This is a genomic window from Rhizobium sp. AQ_MP (genome assembly GCF_014237835.1).
Taxonomy (GTDB): Bacteria; Pseudomonadota; Alphaproteobacteria; order Rhizobiales; family Rhizobiaceae; genus Allorhizobium.
Genome location: NZ_JACJVI010000011.1, coordinates 111,020 through 129,516, shown reverse-complemented (window position 1 = coordinate 129,516; position 18,497 = coordinate 111,020). Strand labels below are relative to the sequence as shown.

At 62.2% G+C, this 18,497-nt stretch carries 19 protein-coding genes and 1 pseudogene; 14 read left to right on the top strand and 6 right to left on the bottom strand.

All coding sequences use genetic code 11. The annotated features are described in order from the left end of the window. Nucleotides 1-80 precede the first annotated feature (80 nt). Together H6M51_RS16800 and H6M51_RS16795 are read left to right on the top strand one after the other, a co-directional pair. Complete coding sequence (locus H6M51_RS16800) at nucleotides 81-2,168, top strand: LysM peptidoglycan-binding domain-containing protein (protein ID WP_185810969.1); 2,088 nt, start codon at nucleotides 81-83, stop codon at nucleotides 2,166-2,168. A gap of 113 nt (nucleotides 2,169-2,281) precedes the next feature. Further along, nucleotides 2,282-4,171, top strand: a complete 1,890-nt coding sequence (locus tag H6M51_RS16795; protein WP_185810968.1) for an ABC transporter ATP-binding protein/permease — start codon at nucleotides 2,282-2,284, stop codon at nucleotides 4,169-4,171. A gap of 35 nt (nucleotides 4,172-4,206) precedes the next feature. On the opposite strand, the gene H6M51_RS16790 is transcribed toward H6M51_RS16795, so the two are convergent. Next, complete coding sequence (locus H6M51_RS16790) at nucleotides 4,207-5,292, bottom strand: GGDEF domain-containing protein (protein WP_185810967.1); 1,086 nt, start codon at nucleotides 5,290-5,292, stop codon at nucleotides 4,207-4,209. Between the two features lie 437 nt (nucleotides 5,293-5,729). Between H6M51_RS16790 and H6M51_RS16785 the strand changes: the two are divergent. From H6M51_RS16785 to H6M51_RS16775, 3 genes and pseudogenes are all read left to right on the top strand, one after another. Further along, nucleotides 5,730-6,437, top strand: a pseudogene (locus H6M51_RS16785) (phosphatidylserine decarboxylase); the annotation flags it as partial. 11 nt (nucleotides 6,438-6,448) lie between these two features. Beyond that, the gene (locus H6M51_RS16780) at nucleotides 6,449-7,309 is read left to right on the top strand and encodes a phosphatidylcholine/phosphatidylserine synthase (protein WP_185810965.1); all 861 of its coding nucleotides are present in this window, start codon (nucleotides 6,449-6,451) and stop codon (nucleotides 7,307-7,309) included. Nucleotides 7,310-7,504: 195 nt separating this feature from the next. Further along, nucleotides 7,505-7,642, top strand: coding sequence for a hypothetical protein (locus tag H6M51_RS16775; protein ID WP_185810964.1), 138 nt, complete (start codon nucleotides 7,505-7,507; stop codon nucleotides 7,640-7,642). Between the two features lie 57 nt (nucleotides 7,643-7,699). Here H6M51_RS16775 and H6M51_RS16770 read toward each other — a convergent pair whose 3' ends face one another. Continuing rightward, entirely contained in the window at nucleotides 7,700-8,464 is a 765-nt protein-coding gene (locus H6M51_RS16770; protein ID WP_185810963.1) for an SOS response-associated peptidase, read from the bottom strand. A gap of 134 nt (nucleotides 8,465-8,598) precedes the next feature. Here H6M51_RS16770 and H6M51_RS16765 point away from each other — a divergent pair, with 134 nt between their 5' ends. The 9 genes from H6M51_RS16765 (at nucleotide 8,599) to H6M51_RS16725 (ending at nucleotide 14,593) form a co-directional block, all read left to right on the top strand. After that, nucleotides 8,599-9,024, top strand: coding sequence for an NUDIX hydrolase (locus tag H6M51_RS16765; protein ID WP_185810962.1), 426 nt, complete (start codon nucleotides 8,599-8,601; stop codon nucleotides 9,022-9,024). Continuing rightward, on the top strand, nucleotides 9,021-9,446 hold the full coding sequence (locus H6M51_RS16760; protein ID WP_185810961.1) for a TIGR02301 family protein: 426 nt from the start codon (nucleotides 9,021-9,023) through the stop codon (nucleotides 9,444-9,446). The genes H6M51_RS16765 and H6M51_RS16760 overlap by 4 nt, the downstream gene beginning before the upstream one ends. 94 nt (nucleotides 9,447-9,540) lie before the next feature. Continuing rightward, nucleotides 9,541-9,798, top strand: a complete 258-nt coding sequence (locus tag H6M51_RS16755) for a hypothetical protein (RefSeq protein ID WP_185810960.1) — start codon at nucleotides 9,541-9,543, stop codon at nucleotides 9,796-9,798. A gap of 20 nt (nucleotides 9,799-9,818) precedes the next feature. Further along, nucleotides 9,819-10,559 (top strand): hypothetical protein, encoded by a 741-nt coding sequence (locus H6M51_RS16750; protein ID WP_185810959.1) that lies wholly within the window; start codon nucleotides 9,819-9,821, stop codon nucleotides 10,557-10,559. A 106-nt stretch (nucleotides 10,560-10,665) separates the two neighbouring features. Next, entirely contained in the window at nucleotides 10,666-11,499 is an 834-nt protein-coding gene (locus H6M51_RS16745) for a folate-binding protein YgfZ (protein WP_185810958.1), read from the top strand. A 1-nt stretch (nucleotide 11,500) separates the two neighbouring features. After that, nucleotides 11,501-12,133: an HD family hydrolase gene (locus H6M51_RS16740; RefSeq protein ID WP_185810957.1), complete on the top strand. Its 633-nt coding sequence runs from the start codon at nucleotides 11,501-11,503 to the stop codon at nucleotides 12,131-12,133. Continuing rightward, the gene (locus tag H6M51_RS16735) at nucleotides 12,130-12,666 is read left to right on the top strand and encodes a tyrosine phosphatase family protein (protein WP_185810956.1); all 537 of its coding nucleotides are present in this window, start codon (nucleotides 12,130-12,132) and stop codon (nucleotides 12,664-12,666) included. Before H6M51_RS16740 ends, H6M51_RS16735 begins: the two co-directional genes overlap by 4 nt. Next, on the top strand, nucleotides 12,663-13,643 hold the full coding sequence (locus H6M51_RS16730) for an NrtR DNA-binding winged helix domain-containing protein (RefSeq protein ID WP_185810955.1): 981 nt from the start codon (nucleotides 12,663-12,665) through the stop codon (nucleotides 13,641-13,643). The genes H6M51_RS16735 and H6M51_RS16730 overlap by 4 nt, the downstream gene beginning before the upstream one ends. Before the next feature lie 59 nt (nucleotides 13,644-13,702). Next, nucleotides 13,703-14,593 carry a mechanosensitive ion channel family protein gene (locus tag H6M51_RS16725; protein ID WP_185810954.1) on the top strand — a complete coding sequence of 297 codons (891 nt, stop codon included), beginning with the start codon at nucleotides 13,703-13,705 and terminating at the stop codon, nucleotides 14,591-14,593. 52 nt (nucleotides 14,594-14,645) lie between these two features. Here H6M51_RS16725 and H6M51_RS16720 read toward each other — a convergent pair whose 3' ends face one another. The 4 genes from H6M51_RS16720 to H6M51_RS16705 all read right to left on the bottom strand — a co-directional run bounded on the left by H6M51_RS16720 (nucleotide 14,646) and on the right by H6M51_RS16705 (nucleotide 18,288). Next, nucleotides 14,646-14,960, bottom strand: a complete 315-nt coding sequence (locus H6M51_RS16720; RefSeq protein WP_185810953.1) for a hypothetical protein — start codon at nucleotides 14,958-14,960, stop codon at nucleotides 14,646-14,648. A 233-nt stretch (nucleotides 14,961-15,193) separates the two neighbouring features. Continuing rightward, entirely contained in the window at nucleotides 15,194-16,099 is a 906-nt protein-coding gene (gene nadC / locus H6M51_RS16715; RefSeq protein WP_185810952.1) for a carboxylating nicotinate-nucleotide diphosphorylase, read from the bottom strand. A gap of 13 nt (nucleotides 16,100-16,112) precedes the next feature. Next, the gene (locus H6M51_RS16710; RefSeq protein ID WP_185810951.1) at nucleotides 16,113-17,705 is read right to left on the bottom strand and encodes an L-aspartate oxidase; all 1,593 of its coding nucleotides are present in this window, start codon (nucleotides 17,703-17,705) and stop codon (nucleotides 16,113-16,115) included. Further along, nucleotides 17,689-18,288 (bottom strand): hypothetical protein, encoded by a 600-nt coding sequence (locus H6M51_RS16705; RefSeq protein WP_185810950.1) that lies wholly within the window; start codon nucleotides 18,286-18,288, stop codon nucleotides 17,689-17,691. Before H6M51_RS16705 ends, H6M51_RS16710 begins: the two co-directional genes overlap by 17 nt. Nucleotides 18,289-18,497 lie beyond the last annotated feature (209 nt).

Here is an 18,497-nt window from a genome sequence, read left to right as displayed (position 1 = left end):
CCATCGCCGCTTGTCGATTCATCGGGTTGACGCTAGCAATTCCAAGGGAATGGCGGCTCATCCGCCGGGAGACTTGAGAAATGAAGAACCGTGCCCTCTGGGTGGTCCTGCTTGTGCTTGCCATCGTGACCTCGCTGATGGTCTTCGTCATCATGCCGCGGCTCAATACGACGGCCGGTGACGCACCGACCGTGAACGCAGCCGCCGATGCCGTGAAGTCGGCCACCGATCAGGCCAAAGCCACTGCGGAAACCGCTGTCGCCGATGTTGCAGCCGCCGCAACGCAAAAGATGGACCGCCTGAAGAGCGAGGCCGTTGCGGCAGTCGACGGCATGACAGCCCTCTTCGCCGATGGCAGGACACCGGGTATCGAAGCCTATACGGCTGCCAGGACACTGGCCCAGGGAGCGCTTCAGGCTCTTTCCACAATCGAGGTCCCGCAGGGTCTGGATGCAGCGGTGATAGACGGCATCAAGGCCGTTCAAGCGGATGCAACACTTGCACTCAGCATGATCCAGAAACTGCCGGCCGATCCGGCCCAGGCGGCAGGCATGATCGCCTCGATCAAGGATGCGCTGCTCGGCAAGCCGGTCACCCCGGCCGCCCCCGCCGCTGCGGCCGAGGTTGCGCCGCGCTTCGACGTGCTGCGCGTCGAGCCCGATGGTTCGACCGTGATCGCCGGCAATGCGGTTCCGGGTGCCAAGGTCGAAATCCTAAACGGTGAACAGGTCATTTCCTCGCAGACAGTCGATGGCACCGGTGATTTCGCCGCCGTGCTCGATCAGCCGCTCGCGCCGGGCGACCACTCGCTCCAGATCCGAGCGACAGCACCGGATGGCAAGGTCGTGACGTCGGAGGAAGTTGCGACGATTTCCGTACCCGAAGGCGGCAAGGGTGAGTTGCTTGCCATGGTGTCCAAACCCGGCGAGGCGAGCCGTCTGATCACACTGCCCGGTGCAGAGAACGCCACTGCGGCGCAGGCCAATGCTGCCCCGGCTACCGCGCCCACGACGCCTGCAACCACGCCTGCTACCGCCGGGTCCGTCACTCTGCCGGATCTCCCGGCTGCGGCAACGGAACTCGCGGGCACGGCGCCCACACTTCCTGGCGGCAGTCAAACCGCTGCTGCTCCCGCCGCTGAACCGGTCGCCGAAGAGCCCGCCGCCCTTCCCGGCGCGACCGAAGTTCAGGTCACAGCCGTCGAAATCGAGGGCGACCGCATCTTCGTGGCGGGCAAGGCGCCGGCGGGTGCGACCGTTCGCGGCTTTGCCAACAAGACCACGATCGGCGAGGCGGTGAGCGATGGCAGCGGCAACTTCGTCATCGAAGGCGAAATCAAGCTCGAAGTCGGCAACCACATCATCGAGGTGGAACTGCTTGATGCGACCGGCAAGGTCGTCGTGCGCGCCTCCGTCCCCTTCGAGCGTCCAGCGGGCGAACAGGTGTCGGTCGTTGCCCAGACAAAACCGCCTGCGGCTTCCTCTTCGCAAAGCCCGGAACAGGTCGAATTCGAGCGGCTGCGGATTTCACTGACGAAGGCGATGACGATCCTCGAGAACCTCTTCGCCAATGGCCAGAAGCCGGCGCTGGAGCAGGCGGCGGCCGCTCGGTCCGCCACCCAGATCGGCCTGCAGTCGATCATCGACTTCCGCCCTGGCGCAACTGCTGCACCGGACTTCACGGCAGCCATCAGTGCCCATTCCGCCAAGGCCAAGGAAGCGCTCGCTCTGCTTCAGTCGGTTCCAACAGGCGATGTCGATGCGCTGGGTGCCGCCTTGCCGAAGCTTGTGGCGCTGATCCGCGACCTTCTCGCCGAACCGACACCCGAACAGACTGCCGCAGCGCCGGCGGCGGCGGCAGATGCTGGCACAACAGCTCCGGCAACGTCCGACGCGACAGCCTCTGCGGAGCCGAAGACGATCCAGCAGGCACCTCTGGCGCAAAGCGACAGCAGCGTCATCATCCGCCGAGGCGATACGCTCTGGCAGATCTCCCGGCGCGTCTATGGTCAGGGTGTGCGTTACACCACGATCTATCTGGCGAATGCCAACCAGATCAACAATCCCGACATGATCGAGCCGGGACAGGTGTTCACCGTACCGCGTGACGCTCTTCCGAATGCCGAGGAGATCCACCGCAAGCGCCTGCAGGGCGAACCGGTGAACTGAGCTTTCACCGTTGCGTCATTGTATTGGCGGCAACGAAAACCTAATTGAGTGAAGGCGGCGATCCTTAAACGGGATCGCCGCTTTTTAATCTGCAGACAAGCGAGAGGTCGGGGATGGCAGAGGCAAGCAAGAAGACGGTATCGGCCGATGACGGGAACCCGATGCAGACCCTTGTCAATCTCTGGCCCTATATGTGGCCGGCCGATCGCTTCGATCTGAAGATGCGGGTCGTCTGGGCCACGATCTTCCTGATCATCTCGAAATTCGTGCTGATCCTCGTTCCCTATTTCTTCAAGTGGGCGACTGATGCACTGGACGGCAAGATCGACATGGCCGGCCTTCTGCCGACCTTTCTGCTGGGCGCCGTCGCCCTAGTCATCTTCTACAATGTGACCCGCATCCTGCAGGTCGGCCTCAATCAGCTGCGCGATGCGCTGTTTGCCAGCGTCGGCCAGCATGCGGTGCGGCAACTCGCCTACAAGACCTTTGTGCACATGCACCAGCTGTCGCTGCGCTTCCATCTGGAGCGAAAGACCGGCGGCCTGTCGCGCATCATCGAGCGCGGCACCAAGGGCATCGAAACGATCGTGCGCTTCACGATCCTCAACTCGGTTCCGACGTTGATCGAATTCCTGCTGACGGCCGCGATCTTCTGGTGGACCTACGGCTTCTCCTATCTCGGCGTCACCGCCTTCACCGTCTGGGCCTATATCTGGTTCACGATCCGGGCTTCCGACTGGCGCATCGGCATCCGCCGCGCAATGAACGACAGCGACACCGACGCCAATACCAAGGCGATCGATTCGCTCCTCAATTTCGAGACGGTCAAATATTTCGGCAACGAGGAGATGGAGGCCAAGCGCTTCGACGCCTCGATGGCGAAATACGAGAAGTCCGCGACCCAGGTCTGGACCTCGCTTGGCTGGCTCAACTTCGGCCAGGGCCTGATCTTCGGCGTGGGTACGGCGATCATCATGGTCATGTCGGCGCTCGCCGTGCAGCGCGGCGAACAGACGATTGGCGACTTCGTCTTCGTCAATGCCATGCTGATGCAGCTGTCGATCCCGCTCAACTTCATCGGCTTCGTCTACCGCGAAATCCGTCAGGGCCTGACCGATATCGAGCAGATGTTCGATCTGCTGGAGGTCGAGGCGGAAGTGGTCGACAAGCCGGGCGCAATACCGCTCGCCATCGCGCAAGGGGCCATCGCTTTCAAGGACGTGCATTTCCATTATGATCCCGACCGGCCGATCCTGAAGGGCGTCTCCTTCGAGGTGCCGGCCGGCAAGACGGTCGCCGTGGTCGGCCCTTCCGGCGCCGGCAAGTCGACGATCTCTCGCCTGCTCTATCGTTTCTACGACGTTCAGAAGGGATCGATCACCATCGACGGACAGGATGTTCGCGACGTGACGCAGAAGTCGCTGAGAGCGGCCATCGGCATGGTCCCGCAGGACACCGTTCTGTTCAACGACACGATCGCCTACAACATCCGCTATGGACGACCCGGTGCCTCGGATGCGGAGATCGAACAGGCCGCCGAAGTGGCGCAGATCTCGCACTTCATCAAGGAACTCCCGGAAGGCTTTGCCACCAAGGTCGGCGAGCGGGGTCTCAAGCTCTCGGGTGGTGAGAAACAGCGTGTTGCCATTGCCCGCACCGTGCTGAAGGCGCCGCCGATCCTGATCCTCGATGAGGCGACGTCAGCGCTCGACACGACTACGGAACACGAGATCCAGTCGGCGCTCGACATCGTCTCGAAGAACCGCACGACGCTGGTGATTGCGCACCGGCTCTCGACGGTGGTCGGGGCGGACGAGATCATCGTGCTGAAGGGTGGCGAGATTGCCGAGCGCGGCAGTCATTCGGAGTTGCTGGAGCAGAATGGGCTTTATGCATCGATGTGGAACCGTCAGCGCGAGGCGACCCAGGCGGAAGAAAAGCTGCGTCAGGTTCGTGAAAGCGACGAACTCGGCGTGGTGGTTCGACGTTCGCCGGCGGTCTGAGCGCTCCAGGACGAACTCGGAGTGGTCCGCTGCGGTCAGGGTGCCTTGCACAGGCGGTTTCGGCCGTCGCGCTTGGCACGATAGAGTGCCAGATCCGCACGCCGCAGGGCCTGGTCAATGCTTTCCTGCATCGGATCGAAATCCGCAAGGCCGATGCTGATCGTGCCGGCAGTGCCGATTTCGGTGACCACCTGACAATACCGGGCTATGTCGGCGCGCATGCGCTCCAGAAGCTGCTCGGCCTGAACCGCGTTTTCGCCCGAGAAAAAGGCGAAGAACTCCTCGCCACCCGCACGCGCCACCAGCACGCCGTCATCCTCATAGGCGCGCAGCGTATCGACGATGGAGCAAAGCGTGACATCACCTTCGCCGTGCCCCAGTTGGTCGTTGATCACCTTGAAGTGGTCGATATCGATGACGGCGACGGCAAAGCGCGTCTCACCCTGCGAGATCCGCTCGACGGCGGATGCCGCGACCTGAAAGAACTTGCGACGGTTGAAGGCATTGGTGAGCGGGTCGCGCTCGGCAGCGGCCGTCAGCCGCGCCTCCAGTTCCTTGCGCTCAGTAATGTCGATCAGCACCCCGGCAATCCCGCGAAGACCACCATCCGGCGCGGCAATGCAGGCCTTATGCAGCATGACGTGCCGCATGCCGGTGTCCGGCACGCAGACATCCGTCTCTACCCTGATCACGCCTCCGCTGCGCATGACATCGAGATCGGATTCTCGGTGAGCCTCTGCAGTGTCATGGGGCAGAAAATCGGCAAGGGTCTGGCCTATGACATGGTGGCGCTCTGTTCCGACGAATTGGCTAAATGCCGTGTTGCAGCCGATATACCGGCCGGCCACATCCTTGATGTAGATTGGAGTCGGCAGATGGTCGAGCCCGTCCTGCCAGGCGTCGAGCTTGTCCTGCAGGGCATCAAGCTTGCGTTCCTGTGCGTGCAGCAGCGTGAGGTGACGCCTGGCCCGCAGCAGACAGCGCAGCAAATGCTGCGGGCTCTCTTCAGAGAGGAGATCGTCGATGCCGGCATCGAACAGTGCAGCATGCACTTCGGCACTCACCGCTCCGGTGACGGCCACGATAAAAAGTGTATCGCCGCAGATGGCGCGCAGCTCCAAGACGTCCTCAATCGAACCCCTGTCAGCGCAATCAAGAAAGCAAACAGAAAAATTGCGAAGGTGTTCTATATCCGCGACAGAGGACGGCGACAGCGTTGCGATGACCGGAGGCGGCGGCAGACCGCTGCTCGAGTGCCAGGAAATCGTGGAAAGCGATTGGGCGTCCGAATCTGGTTCATGTTTCCTGGCGAGCAGCAACGGTCATTCCTTGCCCGAACCGGCCCTCGTTCGGCGCCGAAATTCGGATCCTCCTAAAATTCTACACCCTTTTTTTAGGGTGAAATCATTTACAAAACATCGCCGATATTTTTTCACGGCAGTCTTTTTTTGGGCCACCCGCGCGGGGTCACATCTGCATTAAGCCGGCTTGATTTGATGGCCGGCATTGCCCATCTGAGGCTTTCAGAGTAGTCACGGGCGACAGAAAATCAAAGACCGAGGACCCCATGGATCTGTTCGAAACCATCCGCAAGACGATCGTGCCAGTGCACAAGGAAGGCTATCCCTTCGTCGCGGCCTTCTTCGTTGCGTCGCTGGTGCTCGGCTGGATCTGGGATCCCCTGTTCTGGATCGGGATGGTGCTGACGCTGTGGTGCGCCTATTTCTTCCGTGATCCAGAGCGGGTCACACCGCAGGACGACGACCTTGTCATCAGCCCGGCGGACGGGCGCGTGTCCTCGGTGCAGATGGTCGTGCCGCCGGAAGAGCTCAATCTCGGCCATGAGCCGATGCTGCGCATCACCGTCTTCATGAACGTGTTCAACTGCCATGTGAACCGGGCGCCGGTGCGCGGCCGCGTCACCACAGTTGCTTACAAAGAGGGTCAGTTCCTCAACGCCGAGCTGGACAAGGCCTCGACCGACAACGAGCGCAACGGCCTGGTGATCGAGAGCAAGCATGGCCCGATTGGCGTCGTGCAGATTGCCGGCCTCGTGGCGCGTCGCATCATCTGCTGGACGAACACGAACGAACCGCTGGACGCCGGTGAACGCTTCGGTCTCATCCGGTTCGGGTCGCGCCTCGATGTCTTCCTGCCGGCCGGTGCCGAACCGCGCGTCTCGCTCGGCCAGACGGCGATTGCCGGGGAAACCGTGATTGCCGAATTCGGCTCTGCCAAGGGTCCGGTCATCAGCCGCCGTAGCTGAGGAGGTTACCGATGGACGATCAGACCCGCACGAGTGACACGCGTAGTATCAGTGCTTCCGATTCCGGGGCTCGCGGGCCCAGGCTGCGTGAAATACCGCTGCGTCTGATCATTCCAAACCTGATTACCGTGCTCGCGATCTGCGCGGGGCTCACCGGCATCCGGCTGGCCTTCGAAAACCGCTACGAGCTGGCGGTCGCCATGGTGCTCGCTGCCGCTTTCCTCGACGGGATCGACGGTCGCGTCGCCCGAATGATGAAGGCGACATCCAAGTTCGGCGCGCAGATGGATTCGCTCGCCGACATCATCAATTTCGGTGTCGCCCCCGCCCTCGTCCTCTACGTTTTCGTGCTCGACCAGGCACGTTCGCTGGGATGGATTGCCGCTCTCATTTACGCGATCGCGGCCGGACTTCGTCTGGCACGGTTCAACGTCATGGCTGAGCGCGAAACCAAGGCACCCTGGCAGTCCGAGTTCTTCGTCGGCGTGCCGGCCCCGGCAGGTGCAGCACTCGTCATGCTGCCGGTCTATCTCGGCTTTCTCGGGGTCGCGCCGGTTGGCATCTTCGCCTATGCCAGCACGGCCTATACGATCGTCATCGCCTATCTTCTCGTCAGCCGCCTTCCGGTCTGGTCCGGCAAGTCAGAGACGAGCCATATTCGGCGCGATCTCGTTCTGCCGATGATTCTCGGCGTCGTGCTCTATGTCGCGCTTCTGATGAGCTTCACCTGGGAAGTGCTTGTTGTCAGTGTGCTTCTGTATCTCTGCTCGCTGCCCTTTGGCGCGAGGAACTGGCACCGTCGGTACGGCACGCTGACCATCGGCGAAGAATCAGCTGAGAAGGGACTTTCGGAGATCGATCGGGGTGTCTGATGCCCTTTGTCCTGCGAATTGAAGAATTTTCAGCCCCGCCAGGCCCAAAAGCTTGTGCGGGGCTCTCCATTTCTACTCTTTTTCTCCAAATTTGATTTGAGTCACAGCCAAGGTCACGCTTTTGTCATGATCTCCGCAGAGAGAGCCGCAAAACAAAAAAATGCACTGGTCAGGAAACACTCCGAGGAAACGACAATGACGACCGAGACCCAAGCCGAGCAGCAGAAGCCGGCAAACGAAAATCTGGCACTGAACTACCGCCCGCTCGGCCTGAAGGCCGTTCTCGCGGCAGCCCTGATGCTGAAGCGCAAGCCGGCACCGAAGGTCGCCTGAGGCGCCGTCCCCTACGCAATCACACGGCAGGCCCCTCCCCGGTCGGCCATGACTGCACTAAAACAGGTTCATCTGCCCGTTGTCGGACTTGTCCGCTGCGGGCTTTTGCTTTTTTGGCGCCAGCGCAACCGGCGTCTGCAGTTCCGGCCCGACATTGGCGACCTTGTTGACCAGGTCGGACACCGGGATCGTCTCGAAGAAGTCCTCTGGCGCGGGACGCAGCAGGTCGACGACGTCGCGCGGTTCGCCGGCCCGGCAGTCAAGCCAACGGGTGAAGTCCTCGGGGGCGATAACCACCGGCATGCGGTCATGGATTTCGCCAATGGTTCTGTTGGCGCCGACCGTCAGGATGCAGCCGGTATCGAGTTCCGAGCCGTCCTTCGACATGTAGGTTTCCATCAGCCCGCCGAAGCAGACGATGCCGCCATTGCGCGGGCGGATCCAATAGGCCTGCAACTTCTCACCGCTTTCCTTGGGTGGGCGATGCCATTCGTAGAAGCCGGAGGCTGGCACGAGAATCCGTCGGTGGCGCATGGCAGCGCGGAAGGAGGCCTTCTCGATCGCGGTCTCCGAGCGCGCGTTGATCAGCAGCGTGAATTCCTTGGGATCCTTGACCCAGGAGGGGATCAGTCCCCAGCGCACGAGCACGACCATGCGATCCGGTCGGTTGGACCCGGGCTCAGCCGGAGGAGAGGCCACCGCCACGAGGATCGGCTGGGTTGGCGCAATGTTGTAGCGCGGCGGAAAGCCTTCGAGCTCCATCACATTGAGGATCTCGGCCACTTCTTCCGGGCTCGCTGTCAGCGCAAAACGTCCACACATATCTTGTAGATGGCAGTCCGCCCCCTGAGGGTCAAGACGCCATCCCGTGCTTGCAGGGGCTCGCAAAGCCCGCGATAATCGTGAGCGCGCTGCTTCGCGACCTGCTGCGTATCAAAGACCGGAGTTCCCGTTTCATGAGCATGCCTCGCCTCGCCTCTTCCGCCATCGTCGAACGGGCCGGGCGTTATCTCCTCGTTCGCCGCGGCAACCCGCCCGCGGCAGACCTCTACGCCTTTCCCGGCGGTCGGGCCGAACCCGGCGAGACACCGGAGGAAACGGCGCTCAGGGAACTGTTCGAGGAAACGGGCATCGTTGGCAGCAATCCGCGTCTGTTCGAGACCGTCGAACTCCGTCCGGAGCCGGGTGTGCGGGACAGCCACTTCCTGCTCTCGGTCTTCCGGGTCGATGCCATTGGCGAGGATGAGGCCGAGGCTCGCAGCGATGCCCTGGAGGCCGATTGGTTCCTGCCGGAGGAAGTGCTCCATCTCCCAATCCCCGACAGCGTGCGAGACTGCATCCTGCGCCTGGGCTCTCCTGTCCCTTCGGAGGGCAAGGCATGAAAAGCCGCCTCACATTTCTCCCCTGGGCTACGGCTCTCATCCTCTGCGCCTATCCGCTCGCCGCTCAGGAGAATGCCGAAACTGCGGTTCCCCCACCGGTGGTCGAAACGGAAAAACCGACGCCCTACGATGATCGCCTGGCACGGCTTTCGGAAATCATCGGCGCGGTCCACTACCTGCGCAATCTCTGCAAGGCGGATGGCGAGCCGGAATGGCGGCAGTCACTTCAGGATCTTCTCGACGCCGAGACGCGCGCCGAGCCAAAGCGTCGTGCTCGACTGACAGCAGCCTACAACCGCGGCTACCGGTCCTTCGCGTCCGTTTACACCTCTTGCACACCGGCTGCAGTTCGTGCAGAGCAGAATTACCGTAACGAAGGCGCAACACTCGCCACAGAAATTACCGCTCGTTTCGGAAATTAACGATTAATTCACCTCTTTTAGTCTGCCCCCGTGTCGTTTTGGCAAAAGGCTGATAGGGTCGTTAAGGACTGAGTAAGTGCTTCGAGGAATACCCATGGAACCGCGCCGCAACGAAATCGACGAGATGATCGTGCACGAAAAGATGCAGGCTGCGCTGGAATACCAGAACGAAGCCTGGGCCGACGGCATGGCCGACGGAATCGAGCCGGAGATCATCGCTGAGGCCGCTTTTGCGCTCGCCATGCGCGAGACCATCCGGATTCACGGCGAACATGGCGCAGAGGCCGTCCTCGATGCGCTGAAGACCCGGCTGCTCGCCGGCGAGTTCTCGCCAGAGCGTCAGCTCCAGTAAGCCAGCAATCGAGGGACAACATGATGATCTCGTCGCGGGTCAGGCTGGTTCGCTTGACAAGTGCGCTGGCGCTTGTGCTCGCGTCCGCGATGACCGGGTCATCCGCCTTGGCGCTGTCAGACATCAAGGACGTAACGCCTCCCTCCGCCGAGGGGAAGTCGGTGCCAACCGATCCCGGTCCGGGTGAAGAGCCCGAGATCCTCGAGGATTCGATTCCGGTGATTCCCGATCCCGATCCCCTGGTCAAACCGCAGGGGTCGGACGAGACCGAAAGCCTCGAGCCTCCCGGGCCGCCCGCCGAGGTGATCTACGACATCGAAAAGGCGCCCGAACCGGTGCGCCGGATGCGCAAGCTGATCATGGAGGCGGCGGCGACCGGCGACATTTCCAAGCTGAAGCCGTTGATGAACCCGGGTCCGGACCAGACCATCGTTCCGCTCCAGGAGCCCGAGCAGGATCCCATCGATGCCTTGAAGGCCATCTCCGGTGACAGCGATGGTATGGAGGTCCTGGCGATCCTGCTCGACATCCTTTCGACAGGCTTCGTGCAGCTCGATAAGGGCACCGCGGACGAGGCCTATGTCTGGCCGTATTTCGCCGGGAAGTCGCTCGGCCTCCTGACGCCGCAGGAAAAGGTCGAACTGTTGCGCATCGTCACGGCGGGCGACGTGACCGAGATGCAGGAATACGGCAACTACAACTTCTTCCGTATCGGCATCACCCCGGACGGACGCTGGAAGTTCCTCACCGTCGGCGACTAACTCGCCAATCTGGCATGGGCCAAACTGTGGGCTGTGATGCAGACTGCTTGTCGTCTAGACTGGCAGCGCCTAACTCTCTTGGCATTGCAACAGCCCGGTGACCGACATGCCCACAGCCTTCCTCCCCGATCGCGCCTTTGTCAGTATAGGCGGTCCGGATGCGGAGCACTTCCTTCAGAACCTGATCACCACGGATCTCGGCGCGCTTGTCGCTGACGAATGGCGTCCTGGTGCGCTGCTGACCCCGCAGGGAAAGATCCTGTTTGATTTCCTGATTTCCCGCAGCGATGACAGCTTCCTCATCGATATCCGGGCGGATCAGCTCGACGCTTTCGTCAAACGCATGACGATGTACAGGCTGCGGGCCGCCGTCACGATCGAGGCCCGTTCCGAAACGGGTGCGACGGTGCGCTGGGGCGAGGCAGCGAGCAAGGTCCTGGATCATCGATTCGCACTTGCCGGAAGCACCGTGTCACGGGAGGTAGGACAGACCGGTGCCGCCACGGACCGCGCGGGTTATGATGCACTGAGGGTTATTCACGGCGTGCCGGAATCGTCTGCCGACTACGCGCTGCAGGACGCCTTTCCGCATGACATTCTCCTCGACAAAACCGGCGGCGTCTCCTTCCGCAAGGGCTGCTATGTCGGCCAGGAAGTGGTGTCGCGCATGCAGCACCGGTCAACGGCACGTCGCCGCGTGGTGATCGTCTCGGCGGAAATCGCTCTGCCTGCTTCCGGGACCGAGATCTCCATCGGCGGCAAGTCGATCGGCACACTCGGCACGGTGGCCGGCGAGCGAGGGCTTGCGATCGTCCGGATCGACAAGGCCGGCGAAGCCATGGCGGCCGGGGACCCGATCCTCGCCGGTGACGTCGCGGTCACCCTTGTGCTTCCGGCCTGGAGCGGCCTGACATTCCCAAGCTCCGCCGAGGAGGCGTGACATGGGATCGGCGGCTCCGCTTCCGAACGCACGCGCCTGGCAACGGATGTTGTCCGGTCGCAGACTGGACCTGCTCGACCCCTCGCCGCTCGATGTCGAGATCACCGATATCGCCCATGGTCTCGCACGCGTCGCCCGGTGGAACGGTCAGACCTCGGGCGACCATGCGTTCTCGGTCGCCCAGCACAGCCTGATCGTCGAGGACATCTTCCGGCGCTGCAATCCCAAAGCCACGGCCGACGAGCTGATGGTCGCGCTGCTGCATGACGGCCCGGAATATGTGATCGGCGACATGATTTCGCCGTTCAAGGCCGTGGTCGGTGGCGGCTACAAGGTGGTCGAGAAGCGGCTGGAAGCGGCCATCCATCTGCGATTCGGGCTGCCGGCGCATCCAAAGGCGGCGCTGAAGGACCTGATCAAGAAGGCCGACATGATCTCCGCCTATTTCGAAGCGACCGTTCTTGCCGGCTTCGCCGAAGCGGAGGCGCGCAAATTCTTCGGCCAGCCAAAGGGCTTCACCCGCGATACGATCCTGATCGAACCCCTGCCGGCCTATCAGGCGCAGGCAAGATTCCTCGAGCGCTTCGAAGAGATCGAAGCGGACAGACAATCGACAACCTGGGCCCGCGCATGAGCCTGATCGTCGTGTCGCCGCTTGCAAGGATCGCGGAAATGGCCGTGCGCCACAAGGCGCGCGAGATGATCAGCCTGCTTGCCGCCAATCAGGATTTTCATCGGCCGGCGGTCATCTCCGCAGAGCGTCATCTGAAGCTTGCCATGAATGACATTACCTTTGCCGGGACGGGCGACCTGATTGCGCCACAGGAGACGCATGTGGCGAATATCATCGCGTTTGCCCGGGAATGGGATCAGAGTTCACCGCTTGTCGTGCATTGCTGGATGGGTGTGTCCCGCTCGCCGGCAGCCGCCATGATCGCCAGCCTCGCCGTGATCCCGGACGATGACGAGGAGGCGCTTGCGCAGCGGTTGCGGCAGGCCTCGCCCTTTGCGACGCCGAACATGCGGCTTGTGGAGATCGGAGACGCCTTGCTCGGACGGGGTGGACGTTTCACGAAGGCGGTGAAGGCGCTCGGGCGCGGTGCCGATGCCGATGGCAACACCCCGTTTGTGCTGCCGCTTCCCGTGCGTGAGCCGGCAGGGCCATGAGCGGCGCGGCGGAGATCGAGATCGGCCTCAACGCCGCAATCGTCGCGATCAGCGCGCGCGCCCCACGTCTGCTCGTCGTCGGCGACGAGGGTGACGGCCTGGATGCGCTGCCTTTCGGGCCCTTCGACCCGAACCGCCACCGAACGATGGAAATGTCGTTGCGGCACACGGTGGAGGCTCAGACGGCGCTCGAACTCGGCTATATCGAACAGCTTTACACCTTCGGGGACCGCGGGCGCCACAAGATGCCGGGGGATCTCGGGCCGCATGTGGTCTCGGTCGGCTACCTTGCCCTCACCCGTCTCGACCAAGACCGTGACGCCAGGCTTGAGCTTTCCGGAGCGCGCTGGCGCGACTGGTATGGCTATCTGCCGTGGGAGGATTGGCGCCAGGGACGCCCATCCTTGCTCGACGGTGCGATCCTGCCGGCTTTGACCGTCTGGGCCGAGGAAGGAGACGCGAATGGTGACCGCTCCCATGGCGGTTCGCGCCGCTCCCGGCTGAAGCTGGCCTTCGGCCTCGACGACTTTCCCTTCGATGAGGAGCGCGTGCTCGAACGCTACGAGCTTCTCTATGAAGCGGGGCTCGTTGAAGAAGCGGTTCAGGACGGGCGTGTCGAGCGGTGTCGAACAGCAGGGCTTCTCGGACGGCCGATGCGCCATGACCACCGCCGGATTGCCGCAACCGCGCTGGCCCGGCTGCGCAGCAAGATCAAGTACCGACCGGTGATCTTCGAGCTCATGCCGCCGGAGTTCACCCTGACCGACCTGCAGGGCACGGTCGAGGCGATTGCCGGGCATCATGTGCACAAGCAGAACTTCCGCCGACTGGTGGATGGAGCCGAACTCGTCGAGCCGACCGGCGCGACGCAATCTGCCACGGGCGGTCGACCGGCAGCCCTTTTCCGCTTCCGGCGTCAGGTGCTCGAGGAGCGGCCGGCCCCGGGTCTCAAGGTCGGCGGACGCAGCAACGGTTGACCTCGCCTCTCCCTGCCCCATCTAGCCCCTGGACAGCAACAGCCCAGGAGCATGACGGCATGGAATTGGACACGAATGAAGCAATCCTCGCGACACAGGCGGCCCTGGCGCAGGCAAGCCAGCTTGCGGTCCAGTATTCCTTCTCGATCATCGGGGCACTGCTTCTTCTGTTCATCGGCTGGTGGCTCTCGTCCCTGCTGAGCCGCTGGACCCATGCCGGGCTCATGCGTGTTCGCGGGATTGACGAAACGCTGGCGCGCTTCTTTGCCAATGTCGTGCGCTATGGCGCACTGATCCTCGTCTTCGTCACGGTGCTCGGGCAATTCGGCGTGCAGACCGCCTCCATCATCGCAGCCCTCGGCGCAGCCGGCCTTGCCATCGGCCTTGCGCTGCAAGGCACGCTGCAGAACATTGCTGCAGGGATCATGCTGCTGGTGCTTCGCCCCTTCCGCGTGGGCGAATACATCGACACCGGCAACATCTCCGGCACGATCGTCGAGATCGGCCTGTTTGCCACGGAGCTCAGGACGCCCGACGGCCTTTATCGCCTCGCGCCCAACTCGATCCTCTGGAATGTGCCGATCACCAATTTCAGCCGCGAGACGACCCGTCGCTTCGAGCTCAAGATCGGCGTCGGCTACGAAGACGATATCGAGCTTGCGCAGAAGATCATGCGCGATCATGCCGAAGGCGATCCGCGCGTCCTGAAGACACCCGCCGTCGCCACGCATATCGACCAACTCGCCGACAGCGCCGTCATTCTCACCATGTGGTATTGGACGGCCTCTTCCGATTTCTGGCCGACGTCGCGCGAGATGATCAAGAAGGTCAAGAAGTCCTTCGACGAGAACGGGATTTCCATCCCGTTCCCGCAGGTGACCTATCACGGTTCGCCGCAAATGGTCGCCCTGCCCGAGCGCTTCGTCGACACTCGGGCGAAGGAAGCCTGAGCCGCAACTGCCGCCACAGTCACTGCCCAGGTTTGAAGCGCGACGCAGCAGGTCAGCTTTTGTCCTGCTGGCGCGCGGTCCTTTCAAGATGCCTGTCGATGATGCGCTGCATTTCGGCAAGCACCTCCAGGACACTCACCGTATCCTCTTCCGTCATGCCAGAATTGGCGTCCGGCTCCACGACTGCGTCCGGCCGGTTCGGCTGTTCTTGCGTGACCCGGTCACCATCAGGAGCGACGCTGTTCAAAGTCGACCGACATTCTTGATCACGGTCCAAGGTCGCCACTGCAGCGGCTTCACCCGTTGCACTGTTTCGACAGAGGCTGTCCTCGACAACGCTGTCCGGCTCCAGAAATGTGGTCGTCATGCCCGCCCCATACACAAACATCCTGTCTGCTGACCCAGCCTGCAATACAAATTGCATGCATAGTCAGGGCTAGGGGATTCGTTCTGGACGGTCAAAAACCAGGAATTACGGGTGAGAACTAGCGAAGCAATTGCTGATATACAGCAAGACCTTGTCGCTTATGCCATTTTCACAGGTGGCACACCCCGTCGCCTGCTGCAGTGCAAAAATGGATGCAAAGTTTGTCGTGAAGATCAGCTGATCCCGATATCGAGACCGATGTCGAGCGTCGGGGCTGCCATGGTGATCTTCGAGGTCGAGACATAGTCGATACCTGTTTCGGCGATCGCCCGGATCGTCTGCAGATTGACGTTGCCCGAAGCTTCAAGCACGACACGCCGGACGTCGTCAGCGTAATTGGCCATGGTCAGGCCATGATGCTCTCGATTGATCGCAACTGCTTCCCGCAGTCGGTCAGGCCCCATGTTGTCGAGCAGGATGACATCCGGTCGTGCCGTCAGTGCCTCGCGCATCTGGTCGAGGCCGTCGACCTCCACCTCGATCTTGACGAGGTGGCCGGCATAGGCGCGAGCGGCTTCGATTGCGGAGGCAACGCCCCCGGCGACGGCGATATGGTTGTCCTTGATGAGGATCGCGTCATCGAGGCCAAAGCGGTGGTTCGACCCGCCGCCCAGCCGCACGGCGTATTTCTCGACGGCTCTCAGGCCCGGCAAGGTCTTGCGGGTGCAGGTCACACGCGCCTTGGTATGGGCGATTTCGCCGGCGAAACGAGCCGCATAGCTGGCGACGCCGGAGAGGTGCATCAGGAAATTCAGCGCTACACGCTCGGCCGACAGCACCGAACGGGCGTTGCCGGAAACGCGGGCAATGGCCTGGCCAGGCGCCACGGTATCACCATCCGCAACCAGCGCCTCAAACCGCATGGACGGATCGATCAGGCGAAAGGCGGCTTCTGCCAAAGGAAGCCCCGCCACCACGCCGGTCTCGCGGCTATTGAGTGCGGCGGTCGCCGTCTTTTCCGGGCCGATCGTTGCATAGGTCGTGATGTCGCCGGCGCGGCCGAGATCTTCGAGCAGGGCGTTGCGAACGAGGTCCTCGATCATCAGCGGCGAGAGTTGCGGGCGAAGGCTCGGGGTCATCGGCGTCTCCTCCTCAGCCGGCCAGTTCGGCGGCAATGCGGTTGGCATCCTTGAGCGTCAGATAGGTGCGGTGGCGCTGTTCCTCCTGCGGGGCCGGATGATCGGCCCGCATGTGGGCACCACGGCTTTCGGTCCGCAGATAAGCGCCGACGGCAATCAGCTTGGCGGTCGAGACGATGTTGGAGAAGCGCACGCGCGGACGTTTGCGCTCCAGCCCAACCAGTTCGCGGATCAGGAGTTTGAGCCCCGCCTCTTCTCGGATGACGCCCGCATGGCGGCTCATCAAGCCGCGCAGCACCTTGAGCTCAGGGCTGTCCTCGACAGTCACGAGATCGTCGTTCTCGCCTGCCGCTTTCGGCCACTCGTAAAGGGCCGATTCCGGCAGCATGCCCTTGATCGATTCGGCGATGCGCCCGGCGAAGACGACGGCTTCGAGAAGCGAATTGGAGGCCAGCCGATTGGCGCCATGCACGCCGCTGGAGGTCACTTCGCCGGCGGCCCACAGGCCATCCAGCGATGTGCGGCCATCTGCGTCCACGAGCACACCGCCCATGTGATAATGTACCGCCGGGACGACGGGAATGGGCTGGCTGACAGGATCGATGCCTGCCGCAATGCAGGAGGCGTAAACCGTCGGAAAGCGTTTCGAAAAATCCTTGCCGATCGCCCTGGTGCAATCAAGGAAGGCGCCGCGGCCGGCGGCGACTTCGGCAAAGACGCCACGCGCGACAATGTCTCGGGGTGCGAGCTCCGCGTCCGCATGCAGATCGGTCATGAAACGGTGGCCGGCCGTGTTTACCAACACAGCACCATCGCCGCGCAGAGCCTCGGTCGCGAGCGGTGCCGGATCCTGGCCGATGTCAATCGCGGTCGGGTGAAACTGGACGAATTCCGGATCGGCGATCATGGCGCCAGCCTTTGCCGCCATGCCGACACCGGTTCCGCGCGCTTCGGCCGGGTTCGTCGTCACCTCGTAGAGATGGCCGACGCCACCGGAGCAGAGCACGACGGCGCGGGCCGGAAAGGCAACGCGGGTCTTCGACTGGCCGGCATCGGGCCTTGCGATGACGCCGGAGACAAAACGGCCTTCGGCGATCAGTTCCTCGACGACATAACCTTCCATCACGCGGATCGATGGTGTGCGGCGAACGGCGGAGATCAGCGCCTCCATGATCGCGCCACCGGCCCGATCGCCGGCCACGCGGACGATGCGTCGTTCGGAATGGGCCGCCTCGCGCGAGAGGAGGAGATGCCCCTCCAGATCACGATCGAAGGGCACGCCATAGGCGAGGAGGTCATGCACGCGGTCCGGCCCTTCCGAAATCATCAGACGCGCCATCTTCTCCTCGACCAGTCCGGCACCGGCAACAACTGTGTCCGCCAGATGTTTGTCGAAGCTGTCGCCGGGGCTCATGGCGGCAGCAATGCCGCCCTGCGCCCAGGCCGAGGACGCGCCCTGCCCGATCGGGGCGGCGGCCAGTACCGTGACGGGACGTGGGGCCAGCTTCAGGGCACAGAACAGGCCGGCCAGGCCGCCACCGACAATGACGATATCGTCGATGCCCTGCCAGGATTGCGGGCGCATGGATTCAAGATTGGTTGGCATCAACTACCTCGGCGGCATCAATGATGCCCCTTAGAGAAATCGCATAAGGAGTTAGGAAATAAGTCTCTTGTGACTTACCAAGGCGAACGGCACCGCTTGGAAATAGGAGGCCTCTGCCGCTCAAGACGGCAAGAGCTCCCCGTATTTTAAGCTCTTCATCCGCCAATGTTTCAGGAAAGTTGCCTGCAAGGCCCTTGCCGGAGATAAGCCCCTCTGGGGTGCCTGAGCCCTCATTTTTTTTTAAACGCTCGGCGAAACCGAGGCATGCAGCCAAAACCTTCAGCTCGAAAGCGGAAAGGTACTCAAGCTTTCGACATAGCCTGCCTACATCACCGGTGTCGAGGAATGGATCCGAACTGAGTCCAGATGCGATAAATCTTGCCAGTGTCTTTAGGTTATGTTGATACTCGCCCAGCCGAACTTGTTCGAAAAAGCGATATGAGGCAGGAACAATGAACTCAAGTTGTCCGTCTGTCAGGCTTTCGATCGCGCTTATACCATGGGCCTCAATTTCCTTGATCAAGACTGCTCGGTACTGCTCTAGTCGCTTTGCCAAATGCGCTTGAACGAGCTCCTTGAACAAGCCGCCTCCCGGCAAGAGCTCGCCAACCACGACGCCTGATAGGGTAGCTATGCTCCTAGCGTTTTTTTCCGGATATGGAAGCCCAACCATCAATGCCTCCGAGTCGCGAAGAACTTCGAAATGAGAGAGGCACCGCTGAGACGCAATGATCGAGGGAGCCCACAATGAGAGCCGGAGCGGCGAGGCCCCAGGACATCCGATACTGGACC